At 45.3% G+C, this 17,952-nt stretch carries 10 protein-coding genes; 3 read left to right on the plus strand and 7 right to left on the minus strand.

The window, feature by feature from the left end:
* Positions 1–64 precede the first annotated feature (64 nt).
* The 5 genes from IEY34_RS18905 to IEY34_RS18925 all read right to left on the minus strand — a co-directional run bounded on the left by IEY34_RS18905 (position 65) and on the right by IEY34_RS18925 (position 7,228).
* On the minus strand, positions 65–1,756 hold the full coding sequence (locus IEY34_RS18905) for an ABC transporter permease (protein ID WP_229757723.1): 1,692 nt from the start codon (positions 1,754–1,756) through the stop codon (positions 65–67).
* Positions 1,734–2,843 (minus strand): ABC transporter ATP-binding protein, encoded by a 1,110-nt coding sequence (locus IEY34_RS18910; RefSeq protein WP_189014016.1) that lies wholly within the window; start codon positions 2,841–2,843, stop codon positions 1,734–1,736. Before IEY34_RS18910 ends, IEY34_RS18905 begins: the two co-directional genes overlap by 23 nt.
* Before the next feature lie 23 nt (positions 2,844–2,866).
* Positions 2,867–3,955 carry an ABC transporter substrate-binding protein gene (locus IEY34_RS18915; RefSeq protein ID WP_189014018.1) on the minus strand — a complete coding sequence of 363 codons (1,089 nt, stop codon included), beginning with the start codon at positions 3,953–3,955 and terminating at the stop codon, positions 2,867–2,869.
* Positions 3,956–4,176: 221 nt separating this feature from the next.
* A complete protein-coding gene (locus tag IEY34_RS18920; RefSeq protein WP_189014020.1) occupies positions 4,177–5,421 on the minus strand; it encodes a response regulator in 1,245 nt (414 codons plus the stop codon).
* Positions 5,414–7,228 (minus strand): cache domain-containing sensor histidine kinase, encoded by a 1,815-nt coding sequence (locus IEY34_RS18925; protein ID WP_189014023.1) that lies wholly within the window; start codon positions 7,226–7,228, stop codon positions 5,414–5,416. The genes IEY34_RS18920 and IEY34_RS18925 overlap by 8 nt, the downstream gene beginning before the upstream one ends.
* A gap of 160 nt (positions 7,229–7,388) precedes the next feature.
* Between IEY34_RS18925 and IEY34_RS18930 the strand changes: the two genes are divergently transcribed.
* The 3 genes from IEY34_RS18930 to IEY34_RS18940 are packed head-to-tail and all read left to right on the plus strand — an operon-like array spanning position 7,389 to position 11,125.
* On the plus strand, positions 7,389–8,855 hold the full coding sequence (locus IEY34_RS18930; RefSeq protein WP_189014025.1) for a spore germination protein: 1,467 nt from the start codon (positions 7,389–7,391) through the stop codon (positions 8,853–8,855).
* 14 nt (positions 8,856–8,869) lie between these two features.
* On the plus strand, positions 8,870–9,979 hold the full coding sequence (locus IEY34_RS18935) for a GerAB/ArcD/ProY family transporter (protein WP_189014027.1): 1,110 nt from the start codon (positions 8,870–8,872) through the stop codon (positions 9,977–9,979).
* Positions 9,980–10,003: 24 nt separating this feature from the next.
* Positions 10,004–11,125 (plus strand): Ger(x)C family spore germination protein, encoded by a 1,122-nt coding sequence (locus IEY34_RS18940; protein ID WP_189014029.1) that lies wholly within the window; start codon positions 10,004–10,006, stop codon positions 11,123–11,125.
* Positions 11,126–11,201: 76 nt separating this feature from the next.
* Here IEY34_RS18940 and IEY34_RS18945 read toward each other — a convergent pair whose 3' ends face one another.
* Positions 11,202–12,515 (minus strand): carbon-nitrogen hydrolase family protein, encoded by a 1,314-nt coding sequence (locus tag IEY34_RS18945; protein ID WP_189014031.1) that lies wholly within the window; start codon positions 12,513–12,515, stop codon positions 11,202–11,204.
* Between the two features lie 90 nt (positions 12,516–12,605).
* Positions 12,606–17,783 (minus strand): heparin/heparin-sulfate lyase HepB, encoded by a 5,178-nt coding sequence (gene hepB, locus IEY34_RS18950; RefSeq protein ID WP_189014034.1) that lies wholly within the window; start codon positions 17,781–17,783, stop codon positions 12,606–12,608.
* Positions 17,784–17,952 lie beyond the last annotated feature (169 nt).

Consider the following 17,952-nt stretch of genomic DNA (forward strand, 5'->3'; position numbering starts at 1 on the left):
TCCTGACTTTATTCGCTACCTTTAGTATATAAGGAGTTTAGCAAAAGCCAAAATCAAGATCCTTTTACAGTGATAATCCCTTACCACCGGAGAGTTTGCTAGCAATAATGAGGGAAATCAAAGTCGTCATCGTAAGAATGGAGGCAAGCGCTGCGCCCGTTCCAAAATTCGATGTAATAACTTCGCTATAAATCGTTACAGAGATCGTTGCTGTCGCTCCATAGTAGAGCACTAGCGTAGAACTTAATTCATTGATCGTCGTAATCCAGCTGAGAATAGCTCCAGATAGGACTCCAGGCGCCATAAGCCTGCCTGTTGTTTTAAAAAATGTTTTCATCGGCGGAACGCCTAAACTGATGGAAGCCTCTTCAACGCTGTGATCCAGCTGATGCAAGATCGCCGTGCTGGATCTAATGGTATAGGGAATTTTGCGTACTACATAAGCAATAACCAATATAAACCATGTCCCTGTAAGCACGATTGGCGGCTTGTTGAAAGCAATGATTAGACTAATTCCCAGAACAGTCCCTGGCATAACGTAAGGAATCATGATAATTCCATCCAGAAACGCTGTCACTTTGGACTTGCGGCGCACCAGGATGTAGGCGATCAACATACCGGCAACGACCATAATGATGATGGATAAAATGGAATACGAATACGTGTTAATAATTGCCCGCGGAACCCGAAACAGCACTTCTCTATAGCTCCCAAGGCTAAAGCCGCTCTGGAAAACCGGCCCTTTCGTTTTAATAAACGAAGTAATAATTACGGTAATCTGTGGGAGGATCGAAATACATGCTGGAATAAAAGCAAGAATCGTAAATACCCATTTAAGAACTGGCTTCAACTCTTTGACTTTTGGCGTTCTCATGCCTGTCATAGAAAAGTTTTTGCGGGATACAAAGTACCGCTGAAAGAACAGGATTAGCGTCGAACACAAGATCAATATGATACTGAGTGTGCTCGCCATCGCTGGATTTCCGCCCATTTCACTGATGAATTGCTCGTAAGCAAGGATCGGCAGCACCTTAAAGCCTTGTCCCAGCAGCATCGGTGTGCCGAAATCAGCGAAGGAAGCCATGAATACCATCAGTGCTCCGGCGGACAAGGTGGGGAAAATAAGCGGCAGCGTGATGGTGCGAAGCCGCTGCCAGCTATTCATCCCCAAACTTTCAGAAGCTTCTTCCAGCGACGTGTCAATCGTCTTCAGCGCTCCTGACACATATAGGAAGATGTGTGGATAGAATTGCAGGGCGAACACAATCACAATGCCATGCCAACCATAAATCGAAGGAATATTAATCCCTAAGCTATGAATGAACCGTGTAATATAGCCATTATTGCCTGTCAGCAAAATCCAAGAGTATGCCCCGATAAAAGGTGGCGACAACAGCGAGGTAATGACCATAATTTGCAGCAGACCCTTGAATTTAATGGCGTATCGGCTTGTGATATAAGCGAGCGGTACGCCAATTAGAATGGCGAACACCGTCGCAACAGATGAGACCATGAAACTATTGATGAGTGCGCTGCGATAATATTTCAGTTTCATAAACAAAATGTAATTCTGGATCGTAACTTGCCCATCCTCGCTCAGAAAGCTATTCATCAACAGCGAAAAAAGCGGATAAATAATAAAAGCAAACATAAACACGTAAACGAGCAGTGTGACGACTGTCCAGAAATCCCACTTGATTAGCAATAATCGTTGTAAGGTAGTGGGCGGTGACTTACGACCAAGACTCGACTGCACGATACACCACCTCCTCGCCAGAGCCGTTGTACATGACCGATTGCTCAAGCTGAAGATCAATGTAAACCATATCGTTTTCTTGCAACATTTTACGGCTAACCGCCAAATGTTGGTGTGCCTCAATGACCTGTCCATTGATCAGCTTTATCGTATAGCTGACCTTCTCTCCTAAGAACGTAACCGTCTCAACCGTACCCTCATAGGTGTAGTCTGGTGAAGGAAAGACGCTGAGTTTCACAAGTTCAGGGCGAATAGAGAAGAGTGCCTTACCGGAGTACGGCTTAGCCAAATGCAAATTGGTCTTTTGATTCAGCAGCGTCACCACAATCTCCTCTGCTGCTCCCTTGGCCACTTCGCAGCTGGCATCCAGAAAATTGGATGTTCCGATGAAATTGGCGACAAATCGGTTCTGCGGGAACAAATAGATATCTTGCGGCGTAGCTATTTGCTGGACGCGGCCTTCACTGAGAACCGCGATACGGTCGGAAACAGCCAGCGCTTCCTCCTGGTCATGGGTCACGTAGATGGTCGTAATATTCAGCTCTTTCTGCAGCTTCCGAATATCCGTACGCATCTTCACGCGAAGCTTGGCATCGAGGTTGGACAGCGGCTCATCCATGAGCAGCAGGGAAGGGCGAATAACGACTGCCCTTGCCAATGCGATACGCTGCTGCTGCCCGCCGCTCATATTAGAAGGAATGCGATCACGCAGATGCGTAAGTTCCACCATCTCCAACGCTTCCATGACGCGCTGCTCAATCTCCGCTTTCCCCACATTGCGGGCCTTCAAGCCATATGCAACGTTATCAAAGACGCTCATATGCGGGAAAATCGCATAATTTTGAAAAACCATCCCAATATTGCGCTCATGGGTAGGAATATCGTTAATGAGCCTATCCCCGAAATAAATGTCGCCTTCTTCTTGCCGGTAAAATCCGGCTATCGTTCGCAGCAGCGTTGTTTTCCCGCATCCACTCGGCCCCAATAAGGTGAAAAATTCACCATCCTGAATCGTAAAATGGGCATCATTAACGGCTTTGCTCTCGCCAAAATATTTGGTTACATGGTCAAATACGACTCGATTCATATAGGGATTCTCCCTTCTGCTGATTATTCTTGCCCTGTTGTAATTTTGGAGAATCTTTTGATCACTTCATTCTTGTTCGCTGCAGACCAGATAAAGTCGTAGTTCACAAGCTTGATATCTTTGGTTTGCGGCAGTCCTTCTACAGGAGCAACATCCTTACGCACGGAACGGCGTTTGAATTCTTTTTGAATCAACTCTTGCACATCTTTGCTGACAAGGAAATCAATGAATTGCTTGGCTTGACTTAAATTTTTGCTCCCTTTGATAATGGCTGCTGCATCTGGTACTGCTGATGTTCCTTCCGAAGGATACAGCACCCCGATCTTCGATCCGCCTTCAATATAGCGAATGGCGGCATCTTCCAATGTGATCCCGAGGGCAAATTCTTTGTCAGGCACCCCGCGCTGTACGAGGCTTGAGCTAGAGAGGAGCTTGCCATCCAAATTGGCGTTCAGCTTTTTCACATAATCCCAGCCTTTGCCGTCATCTCGGCCAAAAGCGGTTAACATCGTGATCAACTGTGTATAGGAGGAACCTGATTTAGCAGGATCGGCGTAAGCGATTTTGCCTTTCCACTTAGGGTCAAGCAAATCCTTCCATGATTTAGGAAGATCATTCTCGCTGACAAGCTCTTTATTATACGTAATGACCATTGGCAAAGCATTAAAAGGTGTCCATACGTTAGTAACATCCACATAGGCCGGTAGAATATTGTCGATTTCCTTGGTTGTATAAGGCTCAAAGAATTGTTTGTAAGCCTCAAGCGAGTCCGCGCCGCCTGCCCAGAACACATCGCCTAACGGATTCTGCGTTTCTGCCTGAACGCGCTTGAGCAGATCGCCGGTTCCTCCTGTAATTAGCTGTACTTCAATCCCTGTTCTGTCCTGAAATTCTTTAATAATCGGATTATTAATTTCAGCGGCATTCGGTGAATAAAGTGTCAACTTGCCCTTACCAGCAGGTGCCGCGGTTGCCTTCGTCGTTCCTGCGTCTTTGGCAGACGGGGAGCTTGAAGCTGAACTTGCACCGCCTGTTGTGCTTGTCCCACATCCACTTACGATTGAAGCTAAAAGTACGGTTGCTGATACCCCTGTGATCCACGTTTTTCTCATTTTGTCGACCTCCGTTTGATGTAAGGTTTATTAACAATTCCTTATGATTTAACTATACGGATTACGCTTTAACTACACAATGCGACGAAATTTCCTAATTGTTTAAAAAAATGATCACTTTGTAACCGAATTCATTTGGATGACCATAGAAAAGCCCACCTTCAAACACGGTGGGCTTCTTTTTCAATGTACGTTTTACTTACATATATGTGCCATTCAAGCTAATTGTATCCGCGACCATTGCGAAATTCGGTCGGTGTTTTCCCGGTATATTTCCGAAAAATTTGACTGAAATATCTGGCATCCTGATAGCCGACAGATACCGAAACCTCGTTGATCCTAGCATCAGGAAGACCTAGTAGCTGTTTGGCTTGCTCCATCCTAATTTGCGTCACATAGTCAATGAAGCTCGTTCCGACGCGTTTGCGAAACAAGCGACTGAAGTGAGCTTCACTCATATGAAGCAGGGCAGCCAGCTTGCTTAACGAAATATCCTCGGCAAATCGACTTTGAATGTAGGCTTCAATCTGCCGGAAATTGTCCGCGTTAGGAAGTGCAGCTTGCCCTGTCCACTGCAGAATGTCACCGAATTCACTGATAGTTTGCTCCGCTCCGGGCCTTTTATTCCGCAGCGCAACCGAAGCTTCACGAAACGCCGTGCGCATATGTTCTTGCTTGTGATATGTCAGGCTTACGCCAAAACTCAATTCAAAATTGCCTTCGTACGCAGCCGCGATCTGCCGTAGATGCAGAATGATGTCGCCTGAACCATTGAGCATGATAAACGCTATCCGACTCTCATCGAATTGTATCGCTCTATTCAAGCTGCGGCTTTCCATTAACCCAACCACTTTATGCCACAGGGACATGCCTGGCGGGTTATTGAGTAGTCTCGCATCAACTTCAGTAAGCACAACGCGAAAACCTTCCTTCTCCAACTGACAGCCACGCAGCAGTTCCTCCAGCATTATGGAGGATGCATCATCCGCAATCCCAAGCATCTGATCATGCAGCAATTTCTGCATAATTAAGACCTGACCTTGCTCCAATTGTTCATGGAGATTCTGCAGCGTTGCAGCATGATCTCTGCTTTTGCCTATTTGTTCGCACACACGAGCGACGACCTTGATCAACTCATCGGGGTTCGTTGGCTTCAGCACGAAATCAGAAGCCTGCAATTTAATGGCCTGCTGCGCATAAGAGAAGTCATCGAAGCCCGTCAAGAAAATAACCATTAATTGCGGCAGCAAACTGCGCGCCTGAGCGACCAGGCTCAGCCCATCCATCCCTGGCATCCGAATATCGGTAATCAGAATGTCAGGCTTATGTTCCAGCACAACCTGCAAAGCCTCTTCCCCGTTAGCCGCTTCTGCCACAATGCTGCAGCCGATGTCTGCCCAATCTACGGTTTGTTTCAAACCCTCACGAATCAGCCATTCGTCATCCGCAATAACGATTCTATACATACGTATCTACCTCCGACGGATGAGTAATGACGGGAATACGCAGAAGCACCTTTGTACCCACCCCAACTTCACTTTCAATGCCAAGCTGATAGGAAGATCCAAAGTGCAGCGCAAGGCGTCGTCTCAAGTTGCTCAGTCCGATACCCGTCTTCCCTTCACGATCAGAGATATAGCTATCATCCTCAGCTAACGTCGCCAGCTTCCACTGGGCAATGCCTACCCCATTATCCTCCACGATGATTTGCACCCAATTGTCCACACGCTTCCCCTCAATCTTCAGAAAACCAGAGCCTTTCTTCATCTCAAGCCCATGGCTGATTGCATTTTCCACAATCGGTTGAATCAATAGCTTAGGAACGTACAGATCAAGAATATCCTCATGAATGTGCAGCTGCACTTCAATTTTGTCCCGGTATCTGACCTCCTGGATTTTCAAATAGTTATGAATTTGCTTGAGATCTTCGCGAATTTGGATAATAGGATGACCTCGGTTAATACTGAAACGCAGTAGCTCGCCCAAAGCGACAGCCGTATTACTGATCGTTTCTATTCGGTGGATGCGCGCCATCCAATTAATCGAATCTAGCGCATTGTACAGAAAGTGCGGAGTAAACTGTGCTTGGATCGCTTTGAGCTCCGCCTCCTGCACCTTCAATTGCTTCGCATAAATTTGATCGATCAAATGTTTGATCCGCTGCAGCATTTTATTAAAACTCAAGCCTAAATGTCCAACCTCATCCTGATATTTCGAAGTAAACACCACATCCAGATTCCCTTTCTCCACATCCTTCATCAATAACCTAAGCTTGCGAAGCGGACGAGTAATATATTCAGCTAGTAAATAAGCAAGACAATAGGAAATCAACATCCCGGACAAAACAATGAATATCGTCAAATTGCGAATACTTGAACTCTCTTGCGTCAAAGCATTGACGGGAATCACGCTTACAAGCTTGAAGCCCGAAGTGTCTGAGGTGTCATAAATCACCATGTTATCGGATTGGCTGTCCTTTACTTGGTTGCGGAAAAAGCCTTTCTTTCCTTGCAGCACTTCCGTCATATAAGGCTTGTCAAGGCGAGTCCCAACCTGCTGTTTATAAGGCAAGCTGGAGATTATATACCCATTGCTATCAAGCAAATAAACCTCTCCACCTGGATATTGATGAGCCTTATCGTACTTATAGGCGAGCGCAGGCTCCATAATATTGACAACAAAATACCCCAGCGGCAAGCCCGATCCGACCTGCTTCAACTGGCGCCCAGAGCTAAGCACCGCACCGTAATCCTCCATCTTTTTCAGCGAGTAATTCGTATCCCAGACAACACTGCCTCCGGCCATCCTTGCTTTGCGGATAAGCCCCCAATTCGGATTATAGTCACGATACACATTGGGCAGTAAATCCCCGGTAAAATATCGATCACCATTTTCTCCAAGCACATACAATTCGATATCCCATACCTTGAAACCTAGAAAGCTTTTTAATATTTGATTTACCGTCTGTTCATCCTGGTATTTCTCTTGCATGCTGCGGTCTGAGGGCTTCGCCAAAATCTTCTGAATGTCTCTATTGCTGTAAATATACATGGATAATTGCTCAATATCTTTCACGAAATAGGTTAAACTGTAGTTTACTTGCGATAAGTTTTCCAAAATAATTTCACAGGCTTTAATCTGAATTTCACTGGATGCCTTCCGATAAGAGAACGTTCCCAAAAACGCAAGCGGTATGACGGCGATGATAAGAAGCAGCAGCGTCAGCTTCGTTTTTAGCTCCAATGCATGCAATCGCCTACTCCACTGAGCCACTCATCTTCCTCCTCCACTCTTCTTCAATTTCTATTTTTCTTATCATAACGACTAGTCTTTATTTAAGCAATATGACCAAGTGCCCGCCACAGCCCTGACTCTATACATCCATGCATAAAATATCAATAGTAAATGGATACTAAGGATAAAGGTGGTAGGAATGAAATTACCGGGTTCTGTTGATATTTTCGAAGAAACACTAACGAAGCTGCAGCTTAATTGTGCAGATCTTATTGTTAAGCACGCCAAAGATGACCTAACTATCATTTATTTCGGGAATTTAGCTGACCCCAATCTCGTTAACAGTCAACTGCTCAGCGCGCTGCAGCACATCAAGCTGGAACCATTCACGATGGAAGACCTCTGTCCATTAATTCCTGTGGGTCTGACTGTCCTCACGTGTGAAATGGAACAAGCCATTACCTCGCTGCTTCGCGGTTGGACCGTGGTTTACAAAGCTGGATATTCCGATGCCATACTGGTTAATACCGCTAAACCACCGGAACGCACACCATCCATCGCCGAAATCGAAACGAATGTGATCGGGCCGCAAATTGGCTTCACCGAATCCATCGAGACGAATTTGGGGATTGTTCGCAGTTATATCGCCAATGAAAACCTATGTAATGAATCGTTGGAAATTGGCGTAAAAACGAAGACACAGGTGCAATTGCTGTACTTGAGCGATGTAGCAGAGGAGCAGACGGTCAATACGCTGCGCCAACGAATCACAGACCTCGAAATAGACGGAGTCATCGGAAGTTCCCTGCTGGTTCAGTTTATTGAAGATAATTCCATGTCGATCTTCCCGCAATTGATCTTAACCGAACGACCTGATCGAGTGGGCTTTAGCTTATTGGAGGGTAAAGTAGTTCTCCTTGTCAACGGCAGCAATTTTGCCATCGTAGGACCGAGCACCTTCCTTGATTTTTTCAAATCACCGGAAGATCATTACCTGCATTGGAATATTGCCGTATTCATCCGAGGATTGAGGTTTCTAGCTATCTTCATCTCGATCCTTATGACACCCGCTTATGTGGCAGCTTTAACCTTCCATTATGAGGTCATTCCGCCGAGTCTGCTCGTTCCATTAGCCCAGTCGCGTTCCAAAGTACCCTTTCCGCCTTTGTTTGAATCGTTATTTCTGGAGATTACGATTGAATTACTGAGGGAAGCAGGGGCTAGACTGCCTACTAAAGTAGGGCAAACGATGGGTATCGTAGGCGGTATTGTTATTGGACAAGCGGCCGTTCAGGCGGGTTTCACAAGCAATATTCTGATTATGATTGTTGCCTTGGCTGCTCTATCATCATTTACAACACCGATTTATTTAATGGGCATCAGTATCCGTTTCGTTCGTTTTCCGATGATTATTACAGCGGGGATTTGGGGTGGTATCGGCATCGTGTTCACGATTAGTTTGTTGATCATCCATCTTTTACGTCAAACAAGTCTGGGACATCCGTATTTGCACCCGATCTTTCCACCACGATGGCGGGACCTGATGGATACCGTTTTCCGACTTCCTTTTCCAATGCTCTCCGGACGTTCTACCTTTACCCGCATGCCGAATAAGCAAAGATTCAATAAGGAACAAGCGAAGCAGAAAAAAGACATTGACGAGTAGACGGGTGATAGCCAATGGAAATCTCGGATAAACCGAGGAAAGGACTACTATTTCAAGCTTTCTTACTTGTCTTTGTCATAAGTAAGGCTCAATTGGGCGTAGGTGTACTGGGATTCCAGCGCGTTATTTTTAAATCATCGGGCCATGATGCCTGGATCTCGGTCATCTTAGCCGGTTTGCTTACACATCTTTCCATATGGTTGATGATTCGCACGCTGGCGCATTATGATTCCGCGGACTTGTTTGGCATTCATTATGCCCTATTCGGAAAATGGGTAGGACGGCTTCTAAGCCTCGCCTTTATGACCTATTTCGCATTCTACGTCTTAACGATCTCCCATACGTATATCGAAACTGTGCAGTCGTGGATCTTCTCCGATTTCCCGACATGGCTCCTTATGCTGCTACTTATCATGCTAATCGCCTATGGGGTGACTGGCGGAATTCGAGTAATTATTGGCGTGTGTCTGTTTGGTTTTGCAGGTTGGATCGTAACCACCCTATTTTTTTATGCGGCGGTGCAGCATGCCCATTGGAGTTTTTTGCTGCCGATCATGGAAGCTACCCCCTCTCAGGTGTTAGAAGGAGCGAGCAAGATGCCGCTGACGGTCGCTGGGTTCGAGATCATCTTCTTTCTGTACCCGTTTATTCGCGACCCGCAAAATACGAATCGCTACGCACAAATCGGCGTACTTTTAAGCAACCTGTTTTATTTGTTCGTTATGACCATCTCGATCGTGTACTACAGTCAAAATCAGATGCCAAAAACGATTTGGGCTACTTTCAGCTTTTTGAAAATTATCCGTTTTCCGTTCCTTGAACGCTTCGAATACATTGCTATTCCAATTTGGATGCTGATTCTTGTATGCAATTTGATGCTATTCACATGGGTCATTTTACGCGGAATGAAGCGTGTTTTTCAAATAAATCAAAAGCGGTCGCTAGCCGTGTTCTGTGTCCTTCTCTTCGCTTCCTCCTTTCTGTTCCATAAACATGGACAAGTATACAAGATGAATTCCCTCATGAACTCCGTGTCGACCTATGTGATCTTGTACTATCCCCCCCTTCTTTTTCTACTGGTGAAAACCGTGCATGCCATTAAGAAAAGAGCCCTTCTTCGCTAGGATGATTTACGAGGAGTGAAATACGTGAGAAAACGCTTTTGTCTAACTATGTTGTTGAGCACAACCGTTTTGTTCTCGGGATGTGTCAAACCATCCATTTTGGAAAACTTGGCACTCGGCATTATTATCGGGTATGACGCTCTGGAGAACGAACGCATACTGACAACCTCAGTTTTGCAAAAAATCGATCCAAGCGCCCGAGAAAAGACGCAGGTCGTAGCTAGTACAGCTTTTACCAGTAAAGGTTCGCGCATTTCTTCGAATCGAGAGCTGAGCAAAAATTTGGTTGGCGGGCAGGTGCGAGTCGTCATGTACGGCAAAAAACTTGCCTCCAAAGGGATCATCGATATGGTTGATACGTTATCCCGTGACCCCACCCTTGGCGATATGATTTACCTATGCGTAAGCGATGATGAAGCTTCACACATTTTAACCCATCGCTATCGGGAAATTTCTAATATTGGCATGTACCTTTATGAAAATTTAAAACAAAATTCAGAGCGGGAGGAACTCCCTTCCCCAACTCTGCAAGATTTTCTGCGTGATTATTACAGTGTAGGCAAAGATCCCGTTATACCTCTGCTGAAACGAAGGGGAAACGAGGTTTATATCAAGGGCCTCGCTTTATTTCATGATGACCGCATGGTCCATGAAGCTTCGCCACGACAAGGATTCCTGCTTAAAGTAATTTGCAATACCAAGAAGGCGGGATACTACGAGCTGATTGTTGGCACCGAAAAGTTAGCGCAGTATTTGGAACATCCAGATACAGAGGTCAAGCTTGTCTTTGCCAATGCGCGAAGCAGCAGTTCCATTAAGCTTCTTGACACGAAAAAGCCAGAGTTTGCATTATCAGTGTCCATCCTTGGCGATCTACAAGAAATCTCCGTCCCCTATCCACTTGACAAGGCCGAAGCCATTGCTGCGCTGCAGCAAGAAATCGAAAAGAAACTCAAGAAGGAAATAGAAGCCTTCCTGACTAGTTTGCAGACGAATGAATCGGATGCTGTTGGGTTCGGTGAGGTTTATCGCTCTCACATCAGAAACGCAAAGCTAACCAAAGACAAGTGGCATCTCATGTTCAAAGAAGCAAAAATCAACGTGCACGTAAAATTCAATCTGCGGCATACCGGTGCTATCGAGTGAAGCATAATGCAAAGAGGCTGTCTCCAAAGGTTGAAAACCTGGTGAGCAGCCTCCATTTTCACTTCACCTTACTCCATTAACTATAAGTATCCGGTCTTCTTTCACGAGCGAACAAGCTGCGTTTTTCACCAAAAGTTGGCCCTACCGACATCCAATACTCCATAAATTTGGCATTTAAATTGATTTCTACCCCTAACACTTTAGAATCATCTGGACCGATTTCACCTAAAATGTCTCCATTAGGGTTAATAATTCGACTAGGCTTACTCCTAGGGTTACAGACCCATTTGCCGGTTCCATCATCTACCATATCACCATTAATTCCAGCAACTACCACATACATGCCATTATCAACGGCTCGAGCGATCTGTTGGATCTTCGATTCACCTGCCGTAGAAATACAGAGAATTTCCGCACCCTTCATCCGAAGGCACCGCGCAGACTCTACAAAACTCTGATCCCAACAAATCAATAGGCCTATTATTCCGAAATCCGTAGTAAAAACGGGATAATCACTTCCCGGTGTTATACCGTCTTGAGCTTCAAACAGGGGAAGATGAACCTTGCGATAAAGACCAACAATTTCTCCGCTGCGATCAATTAATAGGCTTGTATTATACAAACAAAAACCATCTTTTTCATAAAGATTAAATACGACATAAGATTGGATCTCTTTCGCTTTTTGGCAAATAGCCTTCACAACTTCACCATTCAGAGTTTGTGCGATCTCTTCGACACTATAGCCAGAGGAACGATCATACAAGGTCTCAGATAAACAAACCAGATCTGGTTGTTCGTGTCCTGCAAGCTCAAGTGTATTTAGCAGCTCCTGTAAATTAGCGGAAAGATCTGATCTATGATCACCATTTGGATTCACATAGGTGGTCACCAGCTTAACCTTACGTGACCTAGCTGCCTCAACTGGACGAAGTGATACTTGCCTGAAAGTAACCGAGCCGCCTTGGGACCAACGAAATTCAAGTTCAATCTTCACTGACCTCGAGCCTGCTGGCGGATCCATTCTTTGCTTTAGTCTTGTAAGGCCGTCGTCCGTAATTTCGTACGTATCTATATACCCTCTACCTAACCATTTGCCTGATTGATCCATCCACGTCACAATTACATTTACAGATACGGATTCATAATCGACCTGCTTCGTTTCATAGTCAGCCATGATTTCATATGAAGTACCATCAAGAACACCATGTATTTCACAATACCAAGCCCCATAAGCTTGAAAAGAGTCCTCTGATGATATGATCAGCAACGTCTCGTTACATTCTAACCTTTTATCAAATATCGGAGCTATTTCCTGTCTTGGTGTCCACGATTGCCAATTTTCAGAAGAAAACGGAGGCAATATGTTGTTATCTTGTACATTTACTTTCATTCGTATCTCCCTCTAGATGAAGTACAGCAGATCCTCATGCACCTCTACCGTACGCCAACATTACTTCATTAGTCATGTATGCATAGTTCATTAGTGAAGTTTATTCCAAATCCTTAGCATGATCACAGCGGATTCAGCTCTAGTTGTTACGCCATAAGGAACAAACTGGTTACCTGCCGCTCCCTCTAGAAGTCCATGTTCATAGACAGCCTCTACATAGGATTTTGCCCAGCCTGGAATCTGGTTATCATCAGCAATAGCCTGTTGGGTAGTGCCCTTCTCCAATTTCATTGCTCTTGAGATTATAACCGCCATTTCTAATCGGTTAATACGCTCTTGTGGACGGAATGTCCCATCCGAATATCCTTCGATCCATCCCATAGCTGCTGCTGTATGGATAGCAGATCGTCCCCACTCCGGAATGCTGCTGCTGTCAGTGAATGAAGATAAAGCTGATTCTTTAGCTGTAGATAGTTGAAGGGTCTTCAGCAGCATGACAATAAACGCTGTTCGTGTTACCTGTCCGTCAGGATCATAGTTATTTACAGATACACCTTCGACAATTCCAAGCGCCGCTGCTTTACATATATCAAGCTTAGCCCAGTGATGTTCGATATCCGTAATCGAACATGCCAAGGTCGGAATTGAAGGGTCTTTAGCCGCAATACGTTTAATGCTTAGCGTATAGGTCTTCGTGGACCCATCCTCAGCTTTAACGGAAACAATCAATTTATTGTCTCCGATTAGTAATGGCACTCTTTTTACAGAGCCAATCGTTTCATCTTTCAGCTTTACAACCGCTTTCGAATCTGTGGCAGCTAGTTGAAGCTCTATCCATTCCGCATCCGTCTCCCCTGTATATTGAACAATGTCCGGTGAAAACGCTGGAGATAGTCCCAGCGTCTTCCCATCGGCTACAAGGTTCATTTGGGATAAATTCGTATCTTTACTTGCCAACACGCCTGATGACACTTCGCCATCCGAGGTATGACCTGCCATACGGGTTACCTTAATGGTATAGGTATTCATCGTATTGTCCTCCGCAGTAACTACCACCTCAATGGTATTCAACCCTACACCAAGTGAGATCGGTTGGCTCGCCTGACCGCTCGCAACTGCTATACCGTTTACTTTGACCCTTGCCGAGGTATCCTCCAAATTTGGCGTGACCTTTATACTTGTCACAAGGTTAGCAACATTTTGTGTGTAGCTTTTCGTTCCTGTGGCAAAATCCTCGTTAAGGGCTCCACTATCGACATTTAAGCCACTTAAGTTCGCATTATTCGATACCCCGGGTTTATACAAGACTGCTTCCCATATTGAATTCCAATCACCTTTCCCAACTACCCGAACATACCTTGCTCCGATCGGTGTAAAGAAGATATCCTCCATGCCTCTCGTGGTTCCGCTGTTGCTGCCTTGGAATACAGTCGTCCATTGCTTCTGATCATCTGAGACCCACACTTCGAATAAATGCTCTTCTCCTACGTACCAAGAACTGCCCAGTCCGGCCACCGTGTAGGATGCACCCAGATCAAATTCGATCCATGAACCCTTATCTTCGGCCGTCCACATCGTTCCCAAAGTGCCGTCAATGGCCTCTTCTCCCTTGCCTCTAGAGGACCGTACAGCTTCAACCTTGTAATACGGCGTAGCAATGCGCATCTCTTTGAGCGATACTTCACCGCTTCCTCCCAGATCTGAGCGATATCCGTTCCCAATTAGCTTAACGAATCTAGCAGATACAGGGGCAAAATACATTGCTTCATAGGTATCATTGCTTCCTAAACTCTCCCCTGCATATCTGGATGTCCAATTGCTGCCATCCGGTGATGTCAACAGCTGGTATTGATAGTAACGATCCAGCCCATTGAGCCAGGCGAGATCGATATGATCGAACTTCCGAGTTTCACCGAGATCATAGACCAAGTAGGCGCCCGGTACACGATCGGTCCATACGGTATTCAGATCTCCATCAGCTGCTTGTAAAGCAACATCTGCGGTCGTACTGGAATCGATCTCGACTACTTTATATTCGGTCACCGGTAGAACCGAAAATACTTTCGCTTTCAGGGAGTATTCATCCCACTTGACCACCGCCCAATTGGCTATAGAGGCGACCTCAAGTGGAATATAAACGACTCCATTTCTAAGGGTTACCGGTGTTGGCAGCGTTGCGGATTGACCATTGATGGTGATCACATTGCTAGAAATGGTCATCTCAACCGTTGTTCCTCGGCGACTCATTGTCAAAGTCGATCCTTGCAGATTGGTTGTCAGACCAAGCTCAGCAGCCAGCCGTTCATAAGGAATAATTACCTGACCATCACTTAAGGCCAGTTCTGAATGAAAAGCGAAATCAACGCCATTAACTTGCATAACTACGGCATCCTTCTCAGCTTGTACCGGTAATGTTACAAGCGCTACTGGTACGGATAAAGTTCTTGTTGGAGAATGCTGTAAGATATACGTACCTCCGGCAGTAGCAGCAAAATATAACGTACCCTCATCAGGCGTTACTTCATATTCGACTGAAGTCGTTTCCCCAGCTTTAGTTACCGTCCAATAGCCAGTGCTTAGGTCAGTCACCAATACTCGGACATCCTTGTTCGATACTGGCAGTTCAAAGCTGGCTGTGTTGGTTATATCAACACCACTTTTGGAAAAAAGCACAGCTCGATCTTCAATTTTCACACCAACCATCTCATTCGAAACGATTGATTCCGTAGCCAGCGGCTGAGGACCATCCACTGCATCCATCACCTGCATGACATTCAAGAATACATCTGTTTCGGCGTTAGCCTTCGGAGAAACTTCCACACGCCAGGCACCCGCTTCTGTGCTATCCTCAGACCAGGGTGCTTGCGGATAATTGACACCATTGACGATAAATTCTTTATCTGTTCCGCCAATCTTGGTGATTTCAGCATTATTGCTAGCCGGCAGTAAGGTGCGATTGACCAATTTGCCATTATAACCTTTCTCTGTGCGTTCAAGGGTGACTGTATCGCCTGATATGTCAGGTTCGTTCTCGCTGTGCAGCAACCAAGTTTTCTTGAAGTTGGCATCAGCAGAAGTTACCTTATCGAATACAACCAACGCAGCAGGATGATCATCATTCTTCAGGTTAAGAAATACAAAAGAACGTTTGAAATCCTCCATCTTGGACGTATACGCTTTAGTAAGGTCTCCCTTTATGTAACTATAATCTGGTGTAACTGCATCCGGACCGAACTGATGTTTGACGACGTCAGCAACTTCATAATTATTCGTGGGATTAAGCAATTCTTGCATCGTAGCAGGTTCTTCATATAAGAAACGCTGACCGCCATCATTCGAACCAGCTGGAAAAGTTTCGTTAGGGTCATAGACTAACATCGTATTATGCGCAATCGTGCGTTTATTGTAATTAAGATCGTGGGAACCAAAGTATCCCCCCATCGTACCATCATAAATGCCCGAATCAATGGCCAAACCACCTTTGTAATACAGTTGGAACTGTCCAGAATCCATATGCTGGTGGTTCGTGAACAAGGTGGTGCCAACCTTCATCGTCGCAACGACGGTAGAAGACTGTATACCTCCTGTCCAACTCGTACGAGCCGTCATCTGGCCAGAAGGCTCGGGAAAATATTTGGTGAGCGGAAGCGTTTGTTCATTCATTGTCCCCAACTGAGGGTCATCAAATAATATAACCCACAGATCATCCTTGGCTGATTTGTTGTAACTATTTTGCCTCAGAAATTCATTCTTCAAAAAAGGATCATGATAGTAGCTGGCAGGCAGCATGTTCGGCATAGGCTCAGACCAATATTCGCCGAATGGCCTTTGTGATTGAAACGTGTCACCGTTACGCATGAGCTGCCCATCGGGACGACGCGCATAGATCCATTCATAGGGGGTCTTCCCTTGATCGGAATTAAATACGTCACCAGCACCCATCCGCTTGAATATCCATGAGGCAAACACATCCCATTGATAACGATAAGGTCCGTAGGAATCACCCTGATGCTGAGCATTAGAAGCGTATACATAATTACGCGGCTCCACATACTCAGCGAAGAACCGCCCAGCTACTAGGTTATATATAGCTGGATTCTCGTCATAAACCGCAATACCAACACTTAACTGATCACGCATCAGTTGCGCTTCGCTGCCATGTCCAACTACAGCACCCTGTCCAATCGCAGGATAGCCAATCTCCATACCTTCGGCTATAGTCTCAAAGCGCTGAATGAAATGCAATCGCTGTGATGCGGTCATCAGCGGGTAACACCAGTCATATACAATGGAACCCAATGTAAGAGCTTCACCAATCGGACGATAATCGTGACGTGGGAAGACGACAGTGTTCAAATAATTAGTCATCATGCTGACGGCCTGCTGGCCACTTGTTTCGTCTGCTTGCAGTAAATACAACAAAGCCTTAGCTTGGATCGTCTTCATAATAACATTGTCCTGATTATTTTTTTCTTTGGAACTTGGAGCTGGAAGTTCTCCGGTAAAGCTTTGTCCAGCAGCATCCAGCATATGTTCCCAAGCATCCTTTACTTCTGCATGCGCTAGGCGGCTGCGGATCTCATCCAGATCAGTTGCCCTAACGAACAGACGTGGATGTTCGGCTGGCGGCAGCACAGGAGGGGCCGGGTATGGATTATCAGTTGGTGTTGGACCGCTATGTTTTCTTAGCACAAAATCATCCAAATAATAATTACCAGTTGGAAGATTTGTCCATGTCCAGATTTGAATCTTCACTGTACCCGGCGGTGCAGTGAAGATTGCAGATCGCAGCTTATAGTCTGTCGATGCAATTACGAAATTACTCATTGAAGTTGTATAGAGATCCTGATTATTTGAATCACGGCAAGTAACAAAAATGCGACCATCTTGACCGCTATCGACCTTTCCATAGACTTCAAAATAGTAGGTTTCATTCTCTGCAACACCCGTGGTAATATTCTGAGCAAATCCTGTATTTCCGGCACTTACCACTACACTGTTTGTACCACTGTTGGCATTGTTACTGACAACGGAGGAGGCACCATCCCAAAATTCCCAACCTGTATCTCCGGATTCAAAGCCTGGATTTACCACTAAGTTTTCCGTTGTCGGAGCGACAGAATAAGTCTGACTAAATACGCTTATATCACTGACATTACTTGCCTCAACTGCTTGAACTTCCTGACTGCCCAACAAACCGTTGGAAATGGAGAGAACCATGAGAAAGGATAAGAGAAGCTGCAAGTTTGACTGCCACTTAAGTTTCATCAGTTAACTAACCCCTTTTCAATAAAGTAATATACACCTACTAAACATTAACTGGATTACAACATACCGCTGGATACGACCAGAAAAAAATACCCCCCTCTCATGCACTCACCATATCTAATTTATTGGGAACTGAATATCGTCGTTATTCTAGTTACTTCATCGTTTT

Source organism: Paenibacillus marchantiophytorum (assembly GCF_014640555.1).
Classification (GTDB): domain Bacteria; phylum Bacillota; class Bacilli; order Paenibacillales; family NBRC-103111; genus Paenibacillus_E; species Paenibacillus_E marchantiophytorum.